Below are 20,215 nucleotides of genomic sequence, written 5' to 3'. Positions count from 1 at the left end.
GTTGAAACATCACCCGTACAGCCCCTTACATTGGTCATATGCACACTCCGGTTTCGCACTTCCCTCCCCCGTCCCGTCGGATCGCGGAGCTCGCGGGCCAGTGCCTGGACAACATCGACGGCCTGATCGGCCAGTGGATGGAGATGATCAACCCGGTCCGCAGCGCCTACGCGGACCGGGTGCCGGACGCCGATTTCCGCAGCTCCGCCTGGCAGGCCTTCGAACTGCTGCTGCGTACGGTGGCGCAGCTTCCGGTGCCCGCGCACATCGCGGGGGTGTCGCAACGCGTGGGTGAGCAGCGGGCCCGACAGGGGGTCCCGCTCGACTCGCTGCTGGAAGCGGCCCGGCTGGACTTCCGGGTGGTGTGGGCGGCGCTGGTCCAGCGGGCCGACGAGGCCGACATGGCGGATCTGGTGACGTCCGCGTACCACGTGTGGGAGGCGGTCGAGTCCCATGTCACGGGCATCATGACGGCGTATCAGCGCACGGTCCTGGAGATGGGCCGGCGCCAGGAGGACGAGCGGCGGATGTGGTTCGCCCGGCTGCTGGAGAGCGAGGGCCACAATCCGACGGTGGTACGCAACGCCGGGCTGGCCCTGGGCTTCGACGGCGCGGGCACCTATCTGTGCGCGGCGGCCCCGGCGTCGGAGGGCTCGGGGCTGCACCGGGCGGCGACGGCGCTGCGCGCGGCGGGTGCCCCGGTGCAGTACCAGGCGGTCGGCGGGGACGCGGTGCTGGTGGTGGAGCTGGGCAGGCGCACCACGTGGCAGTCGGTGCTGGTCCGGCTCGCGTCCACGCCGTGCGGTGTCTCGCCGCAGGCGAACGGGCTCGCGGCGGTGCCCAGGGCCGCCGTGCTCGCCATCGCGACGGCGCAGACGCTGCCGCCGGATGCCCGTTCACCGAGATTGCTGGAGGACAGCTGGCTGGATGTGCTGGTGCGGCGGGCCGGAGACTTCGGTACGGATCTGGCCACCGATGTGCTGGGCGGTCTGGACGGCCCCTCGGTGTCGGCCACGGAGGCGGCTCGTCTGCTGGAGACCGTCACGGAGCATCTGCGGGGCAGCGGCTCCATCGCGGACACCGCGGCCGCGCTGTACTGCCACCGCAACACGGTCCAGCACCGCTTCGCCCGCTTCCACGAGCTGACCGGCCGCGACGTCCGCCGCCCCGACGACGCGGCACTGGTCGCGGTGGCGCTGCGGGCCAGGACCGCGGCTGCCGACTAGGACAGGGCCTAGCCAGTGCCCCTCCCGGCAAGCTTTGCCCCGTCGCGCCGCCCAGCACGCACTCCCCCAAGGCCTCAAGGGCCAGGGGGGACCCCCTTCCGCGTTGGCCAAAAGCCCTGGTAGCTCCTTCCCCAAGCTCTCAACTTCGTTCGAGCAGGGGAGACCCCATCCAAGGACTTCCGGCCGCCTTGCGATCGCACGCACCGGACAACGCTCCTTACGGGGCAAACATTGCCGGTCACGGCACTAGCGGCGCGGACGCTGGGCCCGTGCGGAGGCGTACAGGCACACGGCCGCCGCCGTCGCCAGATTGAGGCTCTCCGCCTTGCCGTGGATCGGCACCCGCACAACGGCGTCGGCCAGCGCTCGGGTCTCCTCGGGCAGGCCCCAGGCCTCGTTGCCGAAGACCCAGGCGGTCGGCCCGCCCATGGTTCCGGCGTCGAGCTCGTCGTCGAGGTCGTCCTCGCCCGCGCCGTCGGCGGCGAGAATCCGTACGCCCGCGTCCCTCAGCCCCTGCACGGCCTGCTCGACCGGGACACCGACGGCGACCGGCAGATGGAAGAGCGAGCCGACGGAGGCCCGGACGGACTTGGGGTTGTAGAGGTCCACCGAGGCATCGGTGAGCACGACGGCGTCGGCGCCCGCGGCGTCGGCGCAGCGCAGCACCGTACCGGCGTTCCCCGGGTCGCGTACGTGGGCGAGCACGGCGACCAGTTTCGGCTTCGCGGCGAGGATCGCGTCGAACGGCGAGTCGAGGAAGCGGCAGACGCCGATCAGGCCCTGCGGGGTGACGGTCTGCGACACATCGGCGAGCACACCGCCGTCCGCGAGGTGCACCCGCGCGCCCGCCGCGTGGGCGGCGTCGACGATGTCGGCGTACCGCTCGGCCGCCTCGACGGTGGCGAACAGCTCGATCAGCGTCGGTTCGCCGTCACTGCCGCGGTGCTCGGCGGCCTCGCGCACGGCCTGCGGCCCCTCGGCGATGAACCTGCGCTCCTTGCCGCGGAAGTTGCGCTTGGCCAGCCGCCGGGCGGCGGTGACGCGTGGCGATCGCGGGGAGATCAGTTCGGGGGTGCCCATGGTCGGCGGCGAGCCTCTCTGCGTACGGAGGTGACGGGTACGGAGGTGACGGACGTACGGAACATGTCGTGCAACGCACCGGACCCGCAGACGACGAGCGCCTGCGGGTCCGGCTCAGAAGACAGGAAGTGCGACCTGGATCAGGCGGCCTTCGGGGCGTTGACGTCGCTCGGGAGGGCCTTCTGGGCAACCTCGACGAGGGCGGCGAACGCGTTGCTGTCGTTGACCGCGAGCTCGGCCAGCATCTTGCGGTCCACCTCGATGTTGGCGGCCTTCAGACCCTGGATGAGGCGGTTGTACGTCATGCCGTTCTGGCGGGCAGCGGCGTTGATGCGCTGGATCCACAGCTGACGGAAGTCGCCCTTGCGCTTCTTGCGGTCGTTGTAGTTGTAGACGAGGGAGTGGGTGACCTGCTCCTTCGCCTTGCGGTACAGGCGGGAGCGCTGGCCCCGGTAACCGCTGGCCTGCTCGAGGATTGCCCGGCGCTTCTTGTGAGCGTTTACTGCCCGCTTGACGCGTGCCACTTTTTAACTCCTTGTAGCGGGGCCGTGGTTGAACTCACACGGCCCGGAAACGAATTGGTCCCGGTCTGAGTCGAGTTCGCGGCCCGCGGGTTCACCGCGGGCCGCGAACTCACTTGCCGAGAAGCTTCTTGATCTTCTTGGCGTCGGACGGAGCCACTACGACCGTGCCGGTCAGCGAGCGGGTCTTCTTGGACGACTTGTGCTCAAGAAGGTGGCGCTTGCCGGCGCGCTCACGGAGCACCTTGCCGGAGCCGGTGATCTTGAAGCGCTTGCTGGCACCGCTGTGCGTCTTGTTCTTCGGCATCGCGCCGTTCTCTCCTCGTCAGTGGCGCCCCTCTCGGTGCGGGCACCGGACAACAGGGGCGTCAGATCTTGGTGGGAATTCCGTGCAGACCCGGGGCCGCCTGGATGGCGGCCCCCTGAGTCACGCCTCGGAAGGTGTGTCGCCCGGAGCCTCGGGCTGCGCTTCGGCAGCCCCGCCCGCGGGTTCGGCGTCGGGGGTGGAACCCTGACGCCCCGCCTTGCGGGCGGCCTGGGCCTCGCGGGCCTCGGCCATGGCTTCGGTCTTCTTCTTGTGCGGGCCCAGAACCATGATCATGTTCCGGCCGTCCTGCTTCGGGTTGGACTCGATGAAACCGAGTTCCTCCACATCCGAAGCGAGACGCTGGAGCAGTCGGAAGCCCAGCTCGGGGCGGGACTGCTCACGACCACGGAACATGATCGTGATCTTGACCTTGTCGCCTTGCTTGAGGAACCGGACGACGTGACCCTTCTTGGTGTCATAGTCGTGCGGGTCGATCTTCGGCCGGAGCTTCATCTCCTTGATGACCGTGTGCGCCTGGTTCTTGCGCGCCTCACGGGCCTTCATGGCCGACTCGTACTTGAACTTCCCGTAGTCCATGAGCTTGCACACGGGCGGACGGGCGGTCGCCGCCACCTCGACCAGGTCGAGGTCGTACTCCTGTGCAAGTTCCAGGGCCTTGGCAAGCGGAACAATCCCGACCTGCTCGCCGCTGGGACCGACAAGTCGCACCTCGGGAACGCGAATCCGGTCGTTGATGCGGGGCTCGGCGCTGATGGATCCTCCTCGGTAGCACCACGCGGCCGCCTGGCGGACAGCCACGTAACGTCTGTTTTCGTCAGACCAACCGCACCAGGGCCAAGAAAAATGCCCCGGACGGGACACAGGCGGGGCTCCTGGAACAACCGGAACACCGCCGCGGTCAACCGCGGGGCGATATCGGGCGGCTCCATCGTCCGTACGGAACGATGGGCGCCACCTGACCGGTGACCCGCTGTCCGAACGGACAGCCAGGTGGGAGATCGGAGCCTCCACTTGTGGGCTGAGCACATAGCTGCACAGCCGGTCGTTACACAAGGTTAGCAGCTCCCCCGGGCGGGCGCGAACCAGCTGCCGCCCGCCACTCCCGTAGACGGGGCGGCACCGGAGTGGGCCTATCGTATGGCGCATGAGTGACGCGACCCCCACCACCGATTCCCCCGGCTTCGACGACATGGCCCGCGACATCGCGGAGGTCCCCGCGGTCGAGGTGATCGTGACGGTCGCGGTCAATCTGATGAGCGCCGCCGCCGTGAAGCTCGGGCTGACCGAGGACGGCGACGAGCACAAGGACCTCGACGAGGCTCGCAAGCTGGTCCATGCGCTGGCCGGTCTGCTGGACGCCAGCACCACCGAGATCAGCTCCTTCCACGCGGCTCCGCTGCGTGACGGCCTGAAGTCGCTGCAGCTGGCGTTCCGCGAGGCGTCGCTCGTACCGGACGAGCCCGGCCAGGGCCCCGGCGAGAAGTACACCGGCCCCGTCTTCGGCTGACCCCGCCCGCCTTCCCTCTCTTACGACTTACGACTTCCGACGACGTGAGCCCCCTGCCCGGCCCGGGCAGGGGGCTCACGTCGTCGCGAGTACTTCGAGCCGGCGGCCGGCTCGGGGGTCAGCGCGTGAACAGGGCCTCACCGGGCGTGGTCGCATCGGCCGGGAGCAGCGCCAGGTCCAGGCCGCGCACCAGGCGGGCACGCAGGACGTCGTCGGCCGCCAGTAGTTCCGCAACCCGGCGGGCCGCGTCGGCGGGATCCGCATCGGGTGCCAGGACGAGGGCCAGGGTGCCGTCGGCCCGGCCGGGACCGAGGTGGGCGCGGAGCACCGCGGGCTCGGCGGCGACCGCCTTCCGTACCGCCGAGGTGACCGCGGGGTCGTCCAGCGGATCGGCGCTGGTGCGGCCCTCGGCGAGGGCGAGCAGTGCGGAGCCGGTCAGCTCGAATGCGACCGGGCCGGCGAGATCGAGGACGACCGTGTCCGCCTTCTCGTGCGCGGCGGCCTGCAGCGCCTGGTGCAGGGGTACGGCGACGGGGCGGGCCTGCGGGTCCCAGCGGGCCAGCGAGGCGGTCGAGGTGAAGGCGGGCAGGGCTCGGCGGTCCCCCGCCTGAAGGGTGGGGACGGCCATGTCACTGGTCTTCTCGCGACGCAGTCCCTTCTCGTCCTCCTCCACCTCCCCCAGGACGGCGACGACAGGGACCAGGAGCCGGGCGCCCTTGAGGGCTTCGAGCACCGGGCCGATGGCCTTCCGGTCCTCGGCCCAGGCGGCGAGCGCCGCGGTCAGGGCCGGGGCGGCCGTGCCGTCGTCGTCGGAGTAACCGGGGTCCGGAATTTTCTTCAGCGCCACAGGCCGAGCGTAATGCCTGAGGTTTCCCACCCCGGCAACCGGGGGTTTCTTACCCCGGCAACCGGGGGTTTCTCACCCTGACAACAGGTCGGACCCAGCCTGTTCTCAGGTGCCGTTCCTAACGTCCGGGGCATGTCCCGAAACAGGTTCCGCGGCTCCGCCCTGTCCGCATCGGTGACGGCCGTGCTCCTGCTGGCGGGTTCGGCCGTGGGTGGCATGTGTCTGGCCGGCCGGTCGTCGGATCGCGCTCCCCGCGCCTCGGCGTCCGTATCGTCCGTGCCGGCCGCCGGGAGCACTCCGGACCCGGCAACGACGGCTGAGGAGCCGGCGGTGGATCTCGACGCGGCGCTGGCCGCAGCGGTGGAGCCGCTGCTGACCGACGTGGGTGACGCGGAGGTGTCCGTCGCGGTGCTGGAAACCGGGAGCGGGGCGCGGGCCGTCTACGGGGACGGGGCGTACGACACCGCCAGCATCGTCAAGGTCGACGTACTCGCGGCGCTGCTGCTCAGGACCCAGGACGAGAAGCGTGCGCTCACCGCCGGCGAGCACGGCTACGCGACCGCCATGATCGAGCAGAGCGACAATGCCTCCGCCACCACGCTGCTGCGGGCGATCGGCGGGGCGGAAGGTCTCGACGCGGCCAATGAACGCCTGGGCCTGACCGGGACGACGGCGGCGCACGCATGGGGGCTGACCCAGACCACGGCGGCGGATCAACTGGCTTTGTTGCAAGCGGTGTTCGGTACGGAGTCGGAGCTGAGCGAGGGTTCCCGTACGTATCTGCAGGGGCTGATGGGGCAGGTCGCGGACGACCAGCAGTGGGGGGTGTCGGCGGCGGGCAGCAGTTGGGCCCTGAAGAACGGCTGGATGCCCCGGACGACGACCGGGCTGTGGGACATCAACAGCATCGGGCGGGTGAAGGCGGACGGCCGCACCTATCTGGTGGCGGTGCTTTCGGGCGGGCAGCGGACGATGGAGACGGGGATCGCACTCGTGGAGTCGGTGGCGAAGGCGGCGGTGGGCGTGCTCGACGCCGCCCGGTGAGCGCGGCCCGAGCGTTGCCGGAGCCGCGTTCAGCGCCGTACGGTGGCCGGTCTGTTGCCCCTGCCTCGCCACAGCATGACGGCCAGCGCCAGCAGGACCGCACCGAGGCCGCCCGCGGCGGGTGCGAGCCAGCCTGCGGGGCCGCTGAGGTGGTGCTCGGGACCGGGACCGGGACCGAAGTACCGCTTCCGGTATCCGGCCTCGGCGGATTCCGCGCGCAGACCGGCTGGACGGAGCGTGGCCCCGGCCTCGATCGCCGCGGCGGGGTCGACGATGCCGTACCCACGGGCGTCGTCCCGGCCGGACTTCGGGGCGCTGCGGGCGGTGTCCGTGAGCAGTTGCCTGATCTGGGCGGGCGTCAGTCCCGGATGCGCGGCACGGACCAGGGCGACCGCGCCCGAGACGAACGCGGAGGCGGCGGAGGTGCCCCACTCCACGTAGTACTGGCGGTCGGGGGCTGCGACGACGACGTCGACTCCGGGGGCGCTGACGGTGGCGTACCAGCGGCGGGTGGAGAACGCGGCATGGGTGCCGTACCGGTCGACGGCGGCGACCGCGATCACGCCGGGATAGGCGGCGGGGTACGAGATGTGATCGCCCTTCTCGCCTCCGTTGCCCGACGAGGCGACGACGACGGCGCCCTTCTTCAACGCGTACTGGATGGCGGCGTCCTCGCCCGGTTCGGGGTGTGCCGACTTGCTGTCGTCGCCGAGCGAGAGGTTGATGACGTCGGCGCCGTGGTCGGCGGCCCAGCGGATGCCGTCGGCGAGGGCCGTGCCACGGGACTCCCGGGCCTTGGCGCGCGCCGGGTCGGAGGCTTCGAGGATCACCCGGACCGGGAGGATCTTCGCCTCGGGCGCAATGCCCAGGACTCCGTCGCCACCTCCGGCACCATGGCCGTGACCTGCGATGATCCCCGCCATCGCGGTACCGTGCCGCGCCCAGGACCGGTCGCCGCGGCCGGCGCCGAAGCCGATCATGTCCTTGCCGGGCAGCACCTGGCCCGCCAGGTCGGGGAGGCTGCCGTCGACCCCGGTGTCGACGACCGCGACGGTGATTCCTCTGCCCTTGGTGGTCCGCCAGGCCTGATCGGTGTGGAGCGCCTCGAGGCCCCACTGCTGGTCCCGGATGGCGTCGGCCCTGGCCGGTGCCGCGGGCAGGAGCGCGAACGCGGTGGCGGCACAGACCGCGCCCAGCGCGCGGCGGCGGGTGCGGGTGCGGCGGATCATTCCGGCTTCTCCGTGAGGTCGGTGATGGTCCGGCGCAGGCCACGCTCGATCCGGTCGGCGATTCCCTTGGCCTCGTGGCCGAGTCCGGCCTGCGCGGCAGCCGTGGTGGCGTTCACGGCCAAGGCCTTTTCCACGGGTTGCGGATCGGTGACCGTACGACCGTCGGCGAAACCGGAAACGGCGAACACGACGACGGGGACCTCGGTCAGCACATGGACGGTCCAGCTGGCGCGCTGCCGGTCGCCGAACCCCGCGGCGACCGTGCCCTCGACGGGATACGTGCGTGGCATCAGGTCGGTACGCAGGCCGAGGTGCTGGCCGGTGAAACGGGTACTCAGCGCTCTCATGGCCTCGGTGTCGCCCTCGGTGAAGATCACCCCGACCGTGGTGACGCTGCTTCTGGTGGCGTCGGTGTACGTGGCACGGAGCATGCGCGCACAGCCGACCGGGCCGAGCGTCCGGGCCAGCAGCGGATCCAGGCCCGCCCGGCAGCCGCTGTCCGGGGCGACAGCGACCCGGGTCCAGACCCGGTCGGCGCCGCCGGGCCCCGCACCGTCGCCGGCCAGGGTGCGCGGAAAGAGGGTGTCCACGGGGACGCTGTGCCAGGCGGAGCGGCCCACGGTGTAGGCGCTGTGGGCCGCCGGGTCGGCGGAGGAATCACTGGTGAGCCAGGCGCCGGTGGCCGCTCCGCCGATCAGCCCGAGCCCGAGGACGACACAGGCCGCGGCGGTCGCGGTCCGGATCGGGCGGCGGCTCCGGACCGGGCGCAGCCGGGTGGTGGTCTCGGCGGGCGTCTCGGGGACCGGATGGCGGTACGTGTACGGGTGCGGCTGCTGGTACGGGTGCGGGATGCGCGGCAGGCCGGACGATGGCGGGGCCGTTCCCGGACGCGGGGTGAGGTCCACTGCGCCGACGGGCCGTCGCCGGGTGGCGGCGGGCGGCTGCTCGGGGCGGGGCGGGGTGGTGTCCGGCGTGGGCACGGGCGCAGCGAGGGCGGGCGGAGGCACCGCTGCCGTGGGCGGTGGCGGTGTCGTCGGGTGTGGCGGACCGAATGCGCCCGCGGAAGGTGCGACCGGCGCCGGCGCCGATGGTGGCGGGGTCGTGGGTCGGGGCGGGACAGGAGCGCGCTGCGCCTCGGTACTCATCCGCCCCCCTGTTCCTCTTCCGTACCGTGCGCGGATCGACGTCACAGGCAGGCCCGTTGGTTGCCGCGTGCCCGTCACTCTACGGGGTGGAACGGCCCCCGTGGGAGCGGGACGCCCTGCCCACGGGCGATCTGCACGGATCATCCCCCTACCCAGCGGTACGGACGTCTGGCAAGCTGCGGCCATGACTGCCCGCGCCGCTGACCGGACCCGTTACAACCGGGCCACCGCCCATCTGGACGCCCCGATCGCCGTCGTCGATCTGGACGCGTTCGATGCGAATGCCGATGATCTCGTGCGCCGGGCCGCCGGGAAGCCGATCCGGGTGGCGAGCAAGTCGGTGCGCTGCCGGGCGCTGCTGGAACGGGTGCTCGCGCGGCCCGGGTTCGCCGGGATCATGTCGTTCACACTGGCCGAGTCGTTGTGGTTGGCGCGGGCCGGTTTCGAGGACGTACTGCTGGCCTACCCGTCGGCCGACCGGGCCGCCTTCGCCGAGCTGGCCGCCGATCCGAAACTGGCCGCGGCCGTGACCGTGATGGTGGACGACCACGCGCAGCTGGAGCTGATCGACGCGGCGCGGGCCGGTGGCCGCGAGGAGATCCGGGTCTGTCTGGAGCTGGACACCTCGCTGCGGCTGCTCGGCGGCCGGGTCCGGATCGGCGCCCTGCGTTCACCGCTGCGCTCCCCCGCCCAACTGGCCGAACTGGCACGCTCGGTGGCGCGCAGGCCCGGCTTCCGGCTGGTGGGGCTCATGGCGTACGAGGGTCACATCGCCGGGGTCGGGGACGCGGTCGCCGGGCGGCCGCTGCGCTCCCGGGCGATCCGGCTGATGCAGGCCGCGGGCCGCAAGGAGCTGATGACCCGGCGGGCCGAGGTGGTACGAGCGGTACGGGCGGTGGCTCCGGACCTGGAGTTCGTGAACGGCGGCGGCACCGGCAGTGTGCAGCACACGGCGGCGGAGCGCGCGGTGACCGAGATCGCGGCCGGGTCGGGGCTCTACGTACCGCGGCTGTTCGACAACTACACGTCGTTCACGGCGCGTCCGGCGGCGCTGTTCGCCCAGCCGGTGGTGCGCCGGCCGGGCGTGGGCGTGGTGACGGTCCTCGGCGGCGGCTATCCGGCGTCCGGGCCGGCCGGGGCGGACCGGCTGCCCGTCCCGTATCTGCCGGAGGGACTGCGCTACGACCCTCAGGAGGGGCCGGGCGAGGTGCAGACCCCGCTGCTGGGCGCCCCGGCCGACGATCTCCTGATCGGCGACAAGGTGTGGTTCCGGCACGCGAAGGCCGGTGAACTGTGCGAGCGCTTCGATGAGTTGCGGCTGATCGAGGGCGACCGGGTGACGGCGACCGTACCGACGTACCGGGGCGAGGGCCGTACGTTCCTCTGAGCGCAGGCAGGCGCTTCTCGCGGCGGTGGTGATGTCCTGCTCGGCGAGCTTCTCGACGGAGGCGATGTCCGCGCCGTTCGCCGTGCGGGTGGTCACCGTGCCGTGGTAGCAGAAGTCGGAGGAGTCGCCGGGGCAGTTGTACGAGTCGACGGTCCGCATGGTGAGGGCCTCGTCGACGGTGCTCTCGGGCTTCTCCCACCCGTCGGGGACCGGCGGCGTGATGCCGTTGAGCTGGTCGACGAGGACCTTGGGGTCGCCCTCGACCGGTGTTGCGCTCGGCTCCGGGGTGTTCCGGCCGGCGGTGGGGAGCGGCCCGCCCCCCATTTGCCGGTCGGTCTAAAGTCCGGTTCCCCGGGGCCCGGTGCGGGCGAAGTGGTATCCGGACCCGGGGGCCGTCGTCCAGGAAGGCGAGCGCCGACGTCTGCCCAAGCCTCGCCGGAGAGGCCCGGCCTCTTTGGTGGGCTCCGGCAGCGGCCGGCGGTGCTCCTCGGTCGCGAGCAGGTGGTCGAAGGTCCGCCACCCCTCCCACTGGCGTATGTCCGCGTCCACCTGTGGCTTGAGCGGTGCGAACCGGCCCAGTTCGAAGTCCTCGCCGTCCAGGTCGAACCAGCGCTCGCCGAAGACTTCCGTGCCCAGCCCTCCGGCCTTGGCCGTCAGTCGGACCAGGATCTTCACGGACTCGGCGCCGTCGAGGCGTGTGCCCTGGATCTCGGTGATCGGCAGAGCGGGTACGGCCGCTTCCACGGGAACCCACACGGTGAAGGGAGAACCACGGTCCATGACGAACCAGGTGCGCTCATCTGCCGGATTGCCCTGCTGGTCGAGTACCCGCAGCTGCTGTTTGTAGAAGACCGGAGTTCCGTCGTGCGGCGACTTGCGCAGGTACCAGAGGTAGACACGGGCTGTCAGATCGATGATGGAGAGGTTCTCCATCCGGTTGTAGAACCGCACGGCGATGATGCGTTCCTCGCGGCCCCGGTGCGCCTCGGCGAACTCACGGGCGTCGGCCTGATGCGCGTAGCAGACACTCAGTTTCTTCCGCCAGACGAAGGGCCGTACGGAGAACATCTTGATGAAGACGACGCCCACCATCGTCGCGGGCACGACGGCACCGACCACGGATGCGACGGTGGAGAGAAACTCTTGCGCCGAGTTGTCGTCCTGCGGAGTGATGCTGTCCGTTCCGACGCAGGCGCGCAGCGACTGCATCGTCAGATCCAGTAACTGTCCCGCATCACTCAGTCTTTCGGCGTGGCCGCGGGGGGAATCGAGCGTGAGCGTCAGCCCCACGGCGATCAGCGCGGACAGCAGGACGAGCCCGCCGATCACGAGACCGACGAGTCCCAGTGCCGTGCGCTCGGCGACCCACCAGCGCAGTGATGTCCGGAAGCGCGGGTGGCCCCTGCCACTGATCAACGCGCGCGTCAGCATCATCAAAACGCCTCCCCCACAAGCCATTTGAGCTGAACGGCTCGATTTTAGCCGTGCCCTCACGCTTGCTGAGCCAGGTGGCGTAAACGACCGGACCGTCCTACCGTCAGCTATGGCAAGCTCAGCAGCGGAGTGTGTCGTCGGTGAGGAGAATCTAGGTGCTGAATCGTTCACTCGAAGCCCTCGGCCTGGCGACCGTGCCGGCGAAGGAGCCACTCTCGTACCCTGGACGACCGATCACGGCACCCTCTCTTCTCGATGACGGATCCCTGCTGGAACTGACGGTCGGTCATGGCCCCGTCGAAACCTGGGAAGTCCTCACGGAGCAGGGACCGGTCCCGCTCGACGCCCATCTGTCGGCTCGGGGCGCGGCTCCGCTCCGGGAGCGTCACGCCGCCGTGTCCGTCGGCTCCAACGCATCACCGGCGCAGCTGAACAACAAGCTGGTGAGCCGCGGGCTGCAAGGCACCGTCCCGATGGTTCCGGTCCGGGCCCACGGGCTCGCGATCGGCATGTGCGCCCATATCTACCCCGCCGGATACGTGGCCACCGCGCCCTACGCCGACAAGCGTTCCGAACTGACCCTGGTCACGACCTGGCTGGACGACGACCAGCTCAAAGCGGTCGACGAGACGGAGGTCCCGTTCTACGAGCGGGTCCTGCTGCCCGGAGACGCTTTCCCCATGCGGCTGCCGCACGGGGAGATGTTGGAGGAAGTACATCTGTACACCAGCGCCATGGGTGTACTCGCAGGACCGGACGGAACACCCCGGCCCGCACAGGCGGAGCAGGCGGCACTGCTCGAAGACCTCTTGGCGGCCTCCGCCCCGCTCCGCGCGATTCTCGGGCCCGATCCCCTCACCTGGGTGGAACGCGCCTCCACGCAGCCGGAGTTGCGGGAGACGGGAACCCGGATCTTCCAGGAGGAGGGCTGGGTCCTCATGGTGGACGATTTCACTCAGTACGCCATCGGACACTCGTGACCGGGGCGGCGACGTGACGCACTGCACGGCCTCGGTCGGTGTGACCGGATACCGTTTTCCCGATCTGCGGACCGGCTGCTCAGCGGAGCGCTGCTCGCAGCGCCGCAGGGGCCTGCGCCAGTGACGGCCCGTACCACGTGAGGAATCGCCCGTCGACGAGTGCGGCGGGCAGTGCGGGGAAGGCCTCGGGGCCGTCGTCCGCGGTGAAGCGGTACGGCTCGTCGGGCAGGACGACGAGGTCGGCGCCCGCGGCGTTGAGTGCGTCGAGCGGGATACGGGGGTAGCGCTCGGAGTGGTCCGCGTAGACGTTCTCGACGCCGAGCCTGGCCAGCAGGTCCCCGGCGAAGGTGTCGCGGCCCAGCACCATCCAGGGCCTGCGCCAGACGGGTACGACCGCACGGCGCGGGGCACGGGGCGGCGGGAGTGCGGCCCAGGCGGCCTCGGCCTCGTCCAGCCAGCGTGGCCTGGCCTGTCCGCAGGCGGTGGCCAGGACCCGTTCCAGTTCCTCGAAGGCCTGGTCGAGGGTGCGGACCGTGGTGACGAGCACCTCGATGCCGGCGGCCCCGATCGCCGCGAGGTCGGGTTCGCGGTTCTCCTCCTCGTTGGCGACGACGAGATCGGGCCGGAGCGCGATGATCGCCGCCACATCGGGATTCTTGGTGCCGCCGATCCGGGCCGCGGTCAGGCCGGGCGGGTGGGTGCACCAGCCGGTGGCGCCGACCAGCAGGCCGGGGGCGGTGACGGCGACGGCCTCGGTGAGCGAGGGGACCAGGGAGACGACTCGCACGGCGGACGTCCTCTCTCAGCGACGCGGGTCGAAGGTGGCGTCGATGTGCTCGGCGACGGCGACGACCAGCAGTCGCGTACCGGGCACCGTGGCCCGCCAGCGGTGCCGCACCCCACCGGACAGGAACAGCGTGTCGCCCTGCTCCAGCCGGTACGCCTGCCCCTCGGCCTCCACCTCCGCCGCGCCCTGCACCACGTACATCACCTCGTCGTTGCGGTGCTGGAACTCGCGCCCGAGGTCGAGCTCGCCGGTGAACTCCAGGGCGCTGAGCTGATGACGTCCGCGCACCACCCTGCGTACCCCGTCGCCCTCGCCCGCCCGTACGACATCGACGGCGCGCGCCGAGTCCGCGGCGGCGCGCAGCCGTGCGGTACTGGTCTCCAGCGCTTCGGCGACCCGGTCCAGGGAGCGGGCGCTGGGCCGGGCCCGCTCGTTCTCGATCTGGCTGAGGAACGGCACGGACAGGCCGCTGCGGGTGGCGACCACGGCCAGTGTGAGCCCCAGGGATCTGCGCCGTCGTCGGACCGCGGCGCCCACGCGGAGTGCTTCCTTGTCGTCCATGTCCGGCTCCCTCCCGACTCGTCATCCTCCCGGCTGCCAGCACATTACGCACACGGTTACGCAAGGTCGGCCGGTGGATGAGCGTCTTCCGGACAGCGGGAAGGGGTGGGCACCGCCGACGGCGGTGCCCACCCCTTCCCGTTTTTCGGGTCCTGTCGGGCCCTACTGCGGGGCCATCGTGTCCACGATGCCCGGATTCTTCCCCATCCAGGCCTTCACGGCCTCTTCCTCATGTCCCGCACCACTCTTCTGGATCTGGTTCTCCAGACCGGCGAGCTGCTCCTCGCTCAGCTTGAAGTTCTTGAACCACTTCGTCAGCTGCGGGTAGTTCTTCGGGAAGTCCTTGCCGGCGATGGTGTGCAGCCGGTCGCCGTTGCCGAAGGCCTTCTCGGGGTCCTTCAGCTTGGTCATGCTGAACTCGTTGTACGCCCAGTGCGGCGTCCAGAGCAGCACCGCGATGGGCTCCTTCTTGACGTACGCGCGCTTCAGCTCGGACAGCATGCCCGGCGTCGAGGAGTCGACGACCTTGTACTCCTTGTCCAGGCCGTACGTCGGCAGCACGTTCTTCTTGAGGTTCTCCATCGTGGCGGTGCCCGGCTCGATGCCGACGATCCGGCCCTTGAACTGCGACCCCTTGCCCTTCAGGTCGGCGAGGGTCTTGACGTCCTTCACGTACGAGGGCACCGCGACCTCGATGGAGGTCGGGCCGTACCACGAACCGATGTCGGTCAGCTGGGAGCCGTACTTGTCCCAGTAGTTCTTCTGGGTGTACGGCAGCCAGCCGTCGAACTGCACGTCGATCTGGCCGCGCGACATCGCGGCGTACATCGGACCGACCTCGAACTGCTTGAGGTTGACCTTGTAGCCGCGCTCCTCCAGGACCGCCTTCCACAGATACGTGGCGGCGATGTCCTCCTCCCAGGGGAACCAGGCCATCTCGACGGCGCGGTCACGCTCGTCCTTGCCGTTCACGCCCGTGGGCGTAGCGGTGGCCTTGGCGACGGGGGTCCACTTGTCGGCGACGCCCGGGTTGGCCTTCAGCCAGGTGCGGACGGCCTGCTGCTCGTTGCCCGAGCCCGACTTCTGGATCTCTGCTTCGAGGCTGGTGAGCTGGTCCTCGCTCATCTTGAAGTTCTTGAGCCAGGCGCCGACCTCGGGGTTGTCGGCGGAGAAACCCTTGCGGGCCAGGGTGTGGATGCCGTCGCCCTTGCCCCAGAGGTTCTTGGGGTCCTTGAGCTTGGTCAGTTCGAACTGGTTGTACGCCCAGTGCGGCGACCAGAGCGGGACGACGATCGGTTCCTTCTTGGCGTACGCCCGCTTCAGTTCGGCCAGCATCGACGGTGTGGAGCCGTCGACGACCTTGTACTCCTTGTCGAGGCCGTAGCCCGGCAGGATCTTGTCCTTGAGCAGGCCCATTTCACCGGCGCTCGGCTCGATGCCGACGATCCGGCCCTTGAACTGCGACGCCTTGCCCTTCAGGTCGTCCAGCGACTGGACGTCCTTCATGTACGAGGGGACGGCCAGCTCCAGCGAGGTGGGGCCGTACCAGGAGCCCATGTCCTCCAGGCGGTCGTGGTACTTCTTCCAGTAGCTGGCGTGGGTGACGGGGAGCCAGGAGTCGGTCTCGAAGTCGATCTGGCCGTTGGCCATACCGGTGTAGAGCGCACCGGCCTCGTACTGCTTGACGTCGACCTGGTAGCCGCGCCGCTCCAGCATCTCCTTCCAGAGGTAGGTGGAGGCGATGCCCTCGTCCCACGGGATGTAACCCATGCTGATCTTCTTGCCCGCACCGACGTTCGAACCATCGGCGGTGCTGGTGGACTTGCCCGAGCCGGACGAGCCGAAGATTCCCATGGCGCCTGCGACGAGCGCGAGAACGACGATGCCGGAGACGGCGACGACGGGCTGCGGGCGGTGATTCCAGACCTTGAGTCCGCCGGCCATCGACTGCGCCTTCGCCAGCGCGCGGCGGGCGAGCGGGGAGACCTCGCGGCCGAGCGCGCTGGTCATCCGGTCCAGGTACATCGCCACGATGACGATGGAGATGCCCGCCTCGAAGCCGAGGCCGACGTCGACGTTGCCGATGGCGCGGTAGACGGCGCCACCGAGGCCGCCGCCGCCGACCATGCCGGCGATGACCACCATGGACAGGCCCAGCATGATGACCTGGTTGATGCCCGCCATGATCGTGGGCAGGGCGAGCGGCAGCTGGACCCGCAGCAGGGTGTTGCGCCGGGTGGTGCCGAACGCCTCGGCCGCCTCGACGAGTTCGCCGTCGACCTGGCGGATGCCGAGCTCGGTCATCCGGACGCCCGGGGGCAGCGAGAAGATGATGGTGGCGATGATGCCGGGCACCACGCCGACGCCGAAGAAGATGACGCCGGGGATCAGGTAGACCATGGCGGGCATGGTCTGCATGAAGTCCAGGACCGGCCGCGTCACCGCGCTGACGGTCTTCGAGCGGGACGCCCAGATGCCCAGCGGCACGGACAGCACCAGCGCGATGATGGTGGCGACGAGCACCAGGGTGACGGTGTCCATCGCTTCGTCCCACAGCTCGACGGAGTCGATGAGGGCGAAGCCGACGAAGGCGAGCACTCCCGCGAGCAGACCGCGCAGCCACCAGGCGATGACGGCGACGATGCCCGCGAAGAGCAGCGGTGCGGGGGCGGAGAGCACGGCGGCTATGCCGTCGAACATCCCGCTGACGACCGCGCTGATCGCGTCGAACAGCCAGGACAGGTGGGTCTGCAGCCACTCCACCGCGGAGTCGACCCAGTCACCGAGAGGGAGCCTAAACACTGGCCACCTTCTTCGTGTCGACCGCGCCGGGCCTGACGTCCTGCGGGGCCTCGGCGGGGGTCATCGGCTCGCCGAGGACGGCGAGCAGCCGGGCACGCGGTACGACGCCGACGAGCTTGCCCTCGGTGTCGGTCACGGCGACCGCCACACCGCTCTGCGAGCAGGGCGTGAAGAGGTCGATGATCGGCGTGGACTCGGTGACGGTGGCCGGGGCGGCCGACAGGACGTCGGCGGCGGTACGCAGCTCCTTGCCGTCGTCCGTGGTGGTGCCCATGACCGTGTGCGGCTCGGCCATGATCGCGCCCGCGGTCAGCACCCGGGAGCGGTCGACATCCTGGGTGAAGGAGGCGACGTAGTCGTTGGCCGGGGTGACGAGGATGTCCTCGGCGGTGCCGAGCTGGACGATCTTCCCGTCGCGCATCACGGCGATGCGGTCGCCGAGGCGCATGGCCTCGTTGAGGTCGTGGGTGATGAAGACGATCGTCTTCTTCAGGCGCTTCTGCAGTTCGAGCAGCTGGTCCTGCATGTCGCGGCGGATCAGCGGGTCGAGCGCGCTGAAGGACTCGTCCATCAGCAGCAGGTCGGCGTCGGTGGCCAGGGCGCGGGCCAGGCCGACGCGCTGCTGCATACCGCCGGACAGCTCATCGGGCCAGGACTTCTCCCAGCCGGCGAGACCGGTCAGCTCCAGCGCCTCGGCGGCACGCTTCTCGCGCTCGGCGCGCGGCACACCCTGCACTTCGAGGCCGTACCCGGCGTTCTCCAGCACGCTGCGGTGGGGGAAGAGCGCAAAGTGCTGGAACACCATGCTGATCTTCGAGGACCGGACGTGGCGCAGTTCGGCGGGGCTCAGGGCGGTCAGATCCTGGCCGTCGAACAGCACGCGACCGGCTGTGGGCTCCAGAAGTCCGTTGAGCATGCGCAGCAACGTGGACTTTCCGGACCCGGACAGACCCATCACGACGAAGATCTGTCCCGGTTCAACGGTGAACGAGGCGTCGATCACCGCTGCGGTCGTTCCGTCGGCGCGCAGCGCATCGCGGTCGGCGCCGCTTTCGAGCTTCTGCACGGCTTGATCGGGTCGTCTGCCGAACACTTTGTACAAATGTTCGGCTTGCAGCCTTGACACATACACCTCGCGGGTCGAACCGAAAAACGGTCTGCCACCCCCTCCGGCAGACCGTGGAGCGACGCGGATTCGGCCCGCATGACACGTGCAGTAGTTGAAATTGCTACGTGCTTCGCTCCGGCTGCGCGCCTGCCCTCACTTACACGAGCCAAACGCAAGAGTGACCCGGTTCACACATGAGCGGGCAGAGCCGGGCCGGAGCCGCCCCGGCTCCGGCGGCCGGTCCCGGTGAGGCGCGACGGCCTGTCAGTGGGGTGCGGCATCATCGGGGGTGTGACGCGACGCCTGATGCTCCTCGACACCGCCTCCCTCTACTACCGCGCCTACTTCGGGGTCCCCGATTCGGTACGCGCCCCGGACGGGACGCCGGTCAACGCCGTGCGCGGGCTGCTCGATTTCATCGGGCGCCTGGTGCAGGACCACCGGCCGGACGACCTGGTCGCCTGCATGGACGCGGACTGGCGACCGCACTGGCGGGTGGAGCTGATCCCTTCGTACAAGGCGCACCGGGTCGCGGTGGAGACCGCCGCGGGACTGCCCGACGAGGAGGAGACACCCGACACCCTGGCCCCGCAGGTGCCGGTCATCGAGGACGTGCTCGATGCGGTCGGCATCGCCCGGGTCGGCGTCCCGGGATACGAGGCGGACGACGTGATCGGCACGCTCACGGGCCTGGCCACCGGCCCCGTGGACATCGTCACCGGCGACCGCGATCTCTATCAGCTGGTCGACGACGCCCGCGGGGTGCGGGTGCTCTACCCGCTGAAGGGGGTCGGCTCACTCCAGCCGACCGATGAGGCATGGCTGCGGGAGAAGTACGGGGTGGACGGCTCCGGATACGTCGATCTGGCCCTGCTGCGCGGCGACCCGAGCGACGGGCTGCCCGGAGTCCCGGGCATCGGCGAGAAGACGGCGGCGAAATTGCTGGACGCCTTCGGCGATCTGGCCGGAATCATGGCAGCGGTCGACGATCCGGCCGCCAAGCTGACGCCCTCGCAGCGCAAGCGGCTCGACGAGGCCCGGGACTATGTCGCCGTCGCACCGAAGGTGGTCCGCGTCGCCGGTGACGTACCCCTGCCGGAGTTCGACCCCGCGCTGCCCTCCGAGCCGCGCGATCCGGTCGCACTCGAAGCCCTCGCGGAGCGGTGGGGACTGGGCGGGGCGCTGCAACGCCTGCTCTTCGCACTGCACGCCTGACTCCGACCCTCCACAGCACACGACCGAGGTGCTAACTTAGGTAAGCCTAAGCAATCGGAGCAGGGAGAACCTCGTGGCAGAACGACCGGCACGGCAGGCACCCAAGGCGCAGGGGGCCCACGTTCTGCGCACCGAGCAGATCACCCCGCACATGGTCCGCGTGGTGCTCGGCGGTGACGGTCTTGCCGAATTCGGGCTCTCCGGGTTCACCGACCACTACGTCAAGCTCTGCTTCGCCCCCGAGGGTGCGGCCTACGCGCACCCGTTCGACATGGCCCGCATCCGTGAGGAGCAGCCGCGGGAGTTGTGGCCCACCACCCGCACGTACACGGTGCGCTCCTGGGATCCGGTCGCCCAGGAGCTGGTCATCGACTTCGTGGTCCATGGCGACGAGGGCCTCGCAGGACCCTGGGCGATGCGGGCGGCCCCGGGCGATCAGGTGACGTTCCTCGGCCCGGGCGGGGGCTACGGCCCGGACGCCTCGGCGGACTGGCACCTTCTGGCGGGCGACGAGAGCGCCCTCCCGGCCATCGCGGCTGCCCTGGAGCAGATGCCGGCGGGCGCGGTGGTGCACGCGCTCGTCGAGGTGGCGGACGCGACGGAGGAGCAGAAGATCATGACGCCCGACGGCGTCGAGGTCACCTGGCTGCACCGCGGGGAGCGGCCGGTCGGCGAGGCACTGACCGCCGCGGTGAAGGAGCTGGAGTTCCCGGCGGGCGAGGTCCAGGCGTTCGTCCACGGCGAGGCGGGCTTCGTGAAGGAGATCCGCCGCCATCTGCGCCTGGACCGCCGGATCCCGCTCCCCCGGCTGTCGATCTCGGGCTACTGGCGGCTCGGCCAGAACGACGACGCCTGGCGCTCGGTCAAGCGCGAGTGGAACGCACAGGTGGAGCGCGAGCAGGAGAAGGCGGCCTAGGGGCAATGCCGTTCGGTTAGGGGTTCGACTGGCGGCGCAACTCTCGGCGTTTCGGCTGGTGATACGGGTGCAGCCCTTGTAGTGGTTCTCGGGTCCGC

Annotated in this window: 19 protein-coding genes; 7 read left to right on the top strand and 12 right to left on the bottom strand. The window is 70.3% G+C overall.

The genetic code is table 11. The features are described 5' to 3' along the window. Positions 1 to 38: 38 nt before the first annotated feature. On the top strand, positions 39 to 1,226 hold the full coding sequence (locus ACZ7L9_RS26110; RefSeq protein WP_471418729.1) for a PucR family transcriptional regulator: 1,188 nt from the start codon (positions 39 to 41) through the stop codon (positions 1,224 to 1,226). Between the two features lie 246 nt (positions 1,227 to 1,472). On the opposite strand, the gene ACZ7L9_RS26105 is transcribed toward ACZ7L9_RS26110, so the two are convergent. The 4 genes from ACZ7L9_RS26105 to infC all read right to left on the bottom strand — a co-directional run bounded on the left by ACZ7L9_RS26105 (position 1,473) and on the right by infC (position 3,953). Further along, positions 1,473 to 2,306, bottom strand: coding sequence for a TrmH family RNA methyltransferase (locus ACZ7L9_RS26105; protein WP_266745197.1), 834 nt, complete (start codon positions 2,304 to 2,306; stop codon positions 1,473 to 1,475). A 140-nt stretch (positions 2,307 to 2,446) separates the two neighbouring features. Further along, the gene (gene rplT / locus ACZ7L9_RS26100; RefSeq protein WP_189543645.1) at positions 2,447 to 2,830 is read right to left on the bottom strand and encodes a 50S ribosomal protein L20; all 384 of its coding nucleotides are present in this window, start codon (positions 2,828 to 2,830) and stop codon (positions 2,447 to 2,449) included. 109 nt (positions 2,831 to 2,939) lie between these two features. Beyond that, positions 2,940 to 3,134 carry a 50S ribosomal protein L35 gene (rpmI, locus tag ACZ7L9_RS26095; RefSeq protein WP_072484441.1) on the bottom strand — a complete coding sequence of 65 codons (195 nt, stop codon included), beginning with the start codon at positions 3,132 to 3,134 and terminating at the stop codon, positions 2,940 to 2,942. A 120-nt stretch (positions 3,135 to 3,254) separates the two neighbouring features. Next, the gene (gene infC / locus ACZ7L9_RS26090) at positions 3,255 to 3,953 is read right to left on the bottom strand and encodes a translation initiation factor IF-3 (RefSeq protein WP_471418725.1); all 699 of its coding nucleotides are present in this window, start codon (positions 3,951 to 3,953) and stop codon (positions 3,255 to 3,257) included. 346 nt (positions 3,954 to 4,299) lie between these two features. On the opposite strand from infC, the gene ACZ7L9_RS26085 reads away from it, so the two are divergent. Next, the gene (locus ACZ7L9_RS26085; protein ID WP_093896122.1) at positions 4,300 to 4,662 is read left to right on the top strand and encodes a DUF1844 domain-containing protein; all 363 of its coding nucleotides are present in this window, start codon (positions 4,300 to 4,302) and stop codon (positions 4,660 to 4,662) included. 118 nt (positions 4,663 to 4,780) lie between these two features. Here the strand turns inward: ACZ7L9_RS26085 and ACZ7L9_RS26080 are convergent, their stop codons facing one another. Then, positions 4,781 to 5,509 carry an SseB family protein gene (locus ACZ7L9_RS26080; RefSeq protein ID WP_471418723.1) on the bottom strand — a complete coding sequence of 243 codons (729 nt, stop codon included), beginning with the start codon at positions 5,507 to 5,509 and terminating at the stop codon, positions 4,781 to 4,783. Positions 5,510 to 5,641: 132 nt separating this feature from the next. On the opposite strand from ACZ7L9_RS26080, the gene ACZ7L9_RS26075 reads away from it, so the two are divergent. After that, complete coding sequence (locus tag ACZ7L9_RS26075) at positions 5,642 to 6,553, top strand: serine hydrolase (RefSeq protein ID WP_471418721.1); 912 nt, start codon at positions 5,642 to 5,644, stop codon at positions 6,551 to 6,553. 29 nt (positions 6,554 to 6,582) lie between these two features. Here ACZ7L9_RS26075 and mycP read toward each other — a convergent pair whose 3' ends face one another. Further along, positions 6,583 to 7,782, bottom strand: a complete 1,200-nt coding sequence (gene mycP, locus ACZ7L9_RS26070; RefSeq protein WP_471418719.1) for a type VII secretion-associated serine protease mycosin — start codon at positions 7,780 to 7,782, stop codon at positions 6,583 to 6,585. After that, positions 7,779 to 8,642, bottom strand: coding sequence for a hypothetical protein (locus ACZ7L9_RS26065; RefSeq protein ID WP_471418968.1), 864 nt, complete (start codon positions 8,640 to 8,642; stop codon positions 7,779 to 7,781). The genes mycP and ACZ7L9_RS26065 overlap by 4 nt, the downstream gene beginning before the upstream one ends. Before the next feature lie 469 nt (positions 8,643 to 9,111). On the opposite strand from ACZ7L9_RS26065, the gene ACZ7L9_RS26060 reads away from it, so the two are divergent. Further along, entirely contained in the window at positions 9,112 to 10,314 is a 1,203-nt protein-coding gene (locus ACZ7L9_RS26060) for an amino acid deaminase/aldolase (RefSeq protein ID WP_471418717.1), read from the top strand. 336 nt (positions 10,315 to 10,650) lie between these two features. Here the strand turns inward: ACZ7L9_RS26060 and ACZ7L9_RS26055 are convergent, their stop codons facing one another. Continuing rightward, positions 10,651 to 11,748 (bottom strand): hypothetical protein, encoded by a 1,098-nt coding sequence (locus ACZ7L9_RS26055; RefSeq protein WP_471418715.1) that lies wholly within the window; start codon positions 11,746 to 11,748, stop codon positions 10,651 to 10,653. 155 nt (positions 11,749 to 11,903) lie between these two features. Here ACZ7L9_RS26055 and ACZ7L9_RS26050 point away from each other — a divergent pair, with 155 nt between their 5' ends. Continuing rightward, positions 11,904 to 12,728, top strand: a complete 825-nt coding sequence (locus tag ACZ7L9_RS26050; protein ID WP_471418713.1) for a hypothetical protein — start codon at positions 11,904 to 11,906, stop codon at positions 12,726 to 12,728. 79 nt (positions 12,729 to 12,807) lie between these two features. Here the strand turns inward: ACZ7L9_RS26050 and ACZ7L9_RS26045 are convergent, their stop codons facing one another. From ACZ7L9_RS26045 to ACZ7L9_RS26030, 4 genes are all read right to left on the bottom strand, one after another. Continuing rightward, entirely contained in the window at positions 12,808 to 13,515 is a 708-nt protein-coding gene (locus tag ACZ7L9_RS26045) for a helical backbone metal receptor (RefSeq protein WP_471418711.1), read from the bottom strand. 15 nt (positions 13,516 to 13,530) lie between these two features. Next, positions 13,531 to 14,076: a helix-turn-helix domain-containing protein gene (locus ACZ7L9_RS26040; RefSeq protein WP_471418709.1), complete on the bottom strand. Its 546-nt coding sequence runs from the start codon at positions 14,074 to 14,076 to the stop codon at positions 13,531 to 13,533. Between the two features lie 162 nt (positions 14,077 to 14,238). Then, positions 14,239 to 16,878 (bottom strand): ABC transporter permease/substrate binding protein, encoded by a 2,640-nt coding sequence (locus tag ACZ7L9_RS26035; protein ID WP_471418707.1) that lies wholly within the window; start codon positions 16,876 to 16,878, stop codon positions 14,239 to 14,241. Then, positions 16,871 to 17,944 carry a quaternary amine ABC transporter ATP-binding protein gene (locus ACZ7L9_RS26030; RefSeq protein WP_471418704.1) on the bottom strand — a complete coding sequence of 358 codons (1,074 nt, stop codon included), beginning with the start codon at positions 17,942 to 17,944 and terminating at the stop codon, positions 16,871 to 16,873. The genes ACZ7L9_RS26035 and ACZ7L9_RS26030 overlap by 8 nt, the downstream gene beginning before the upstream one ends. A gap of 348 nt (positions 17,945 to 18,292) precedes the next feature. Here ACZ7L9_RS26030 and ACZ7L9_RS26025 point away from each other — a divergent pair, with 348 nt between their 5' ends. Together ACZ7L9_RS26025 and ACZ7L9_RS26020 are read left to right on the top strand one after the other, a co-directional pair. After that, the gene (locus ACZ7L9_RS26025) at positions 18,293 to 19,201 is read left to right on the top strand and encodes a 5'-3' exonuclease (RefSeq protein ID WP_471418966.1); all 909 of its coding nucleotides are present in this window, start codon (positions 18,293 to 18,295) and stop codon (positions 19,199 to 19,201) included. A 73-nt stretch (positions 19,202 to 19,274) separates the two neighbouring features. Next, positions 19,275 to 20,117, top strand: coding sequence for a siderophore-interacting protein (locus ACZ7L9_RS26020; protein WP_471418702.1), 843 nt, complete (start codon positions 19,275 to 19,277; stop codon positions 20,115 to 20,117). Positions 20,118 to 20,215 lie beyond the last annotated feature (98 nt).

The sequence above is a fragment of the Streptomyces sp. NPDC111516 genome, from assembly GCF_055635345.1.
Note: the sequence above shows the minus strand (reverse complement) of the source record. Positions and strands in the feature narration are given on the sequence as shown.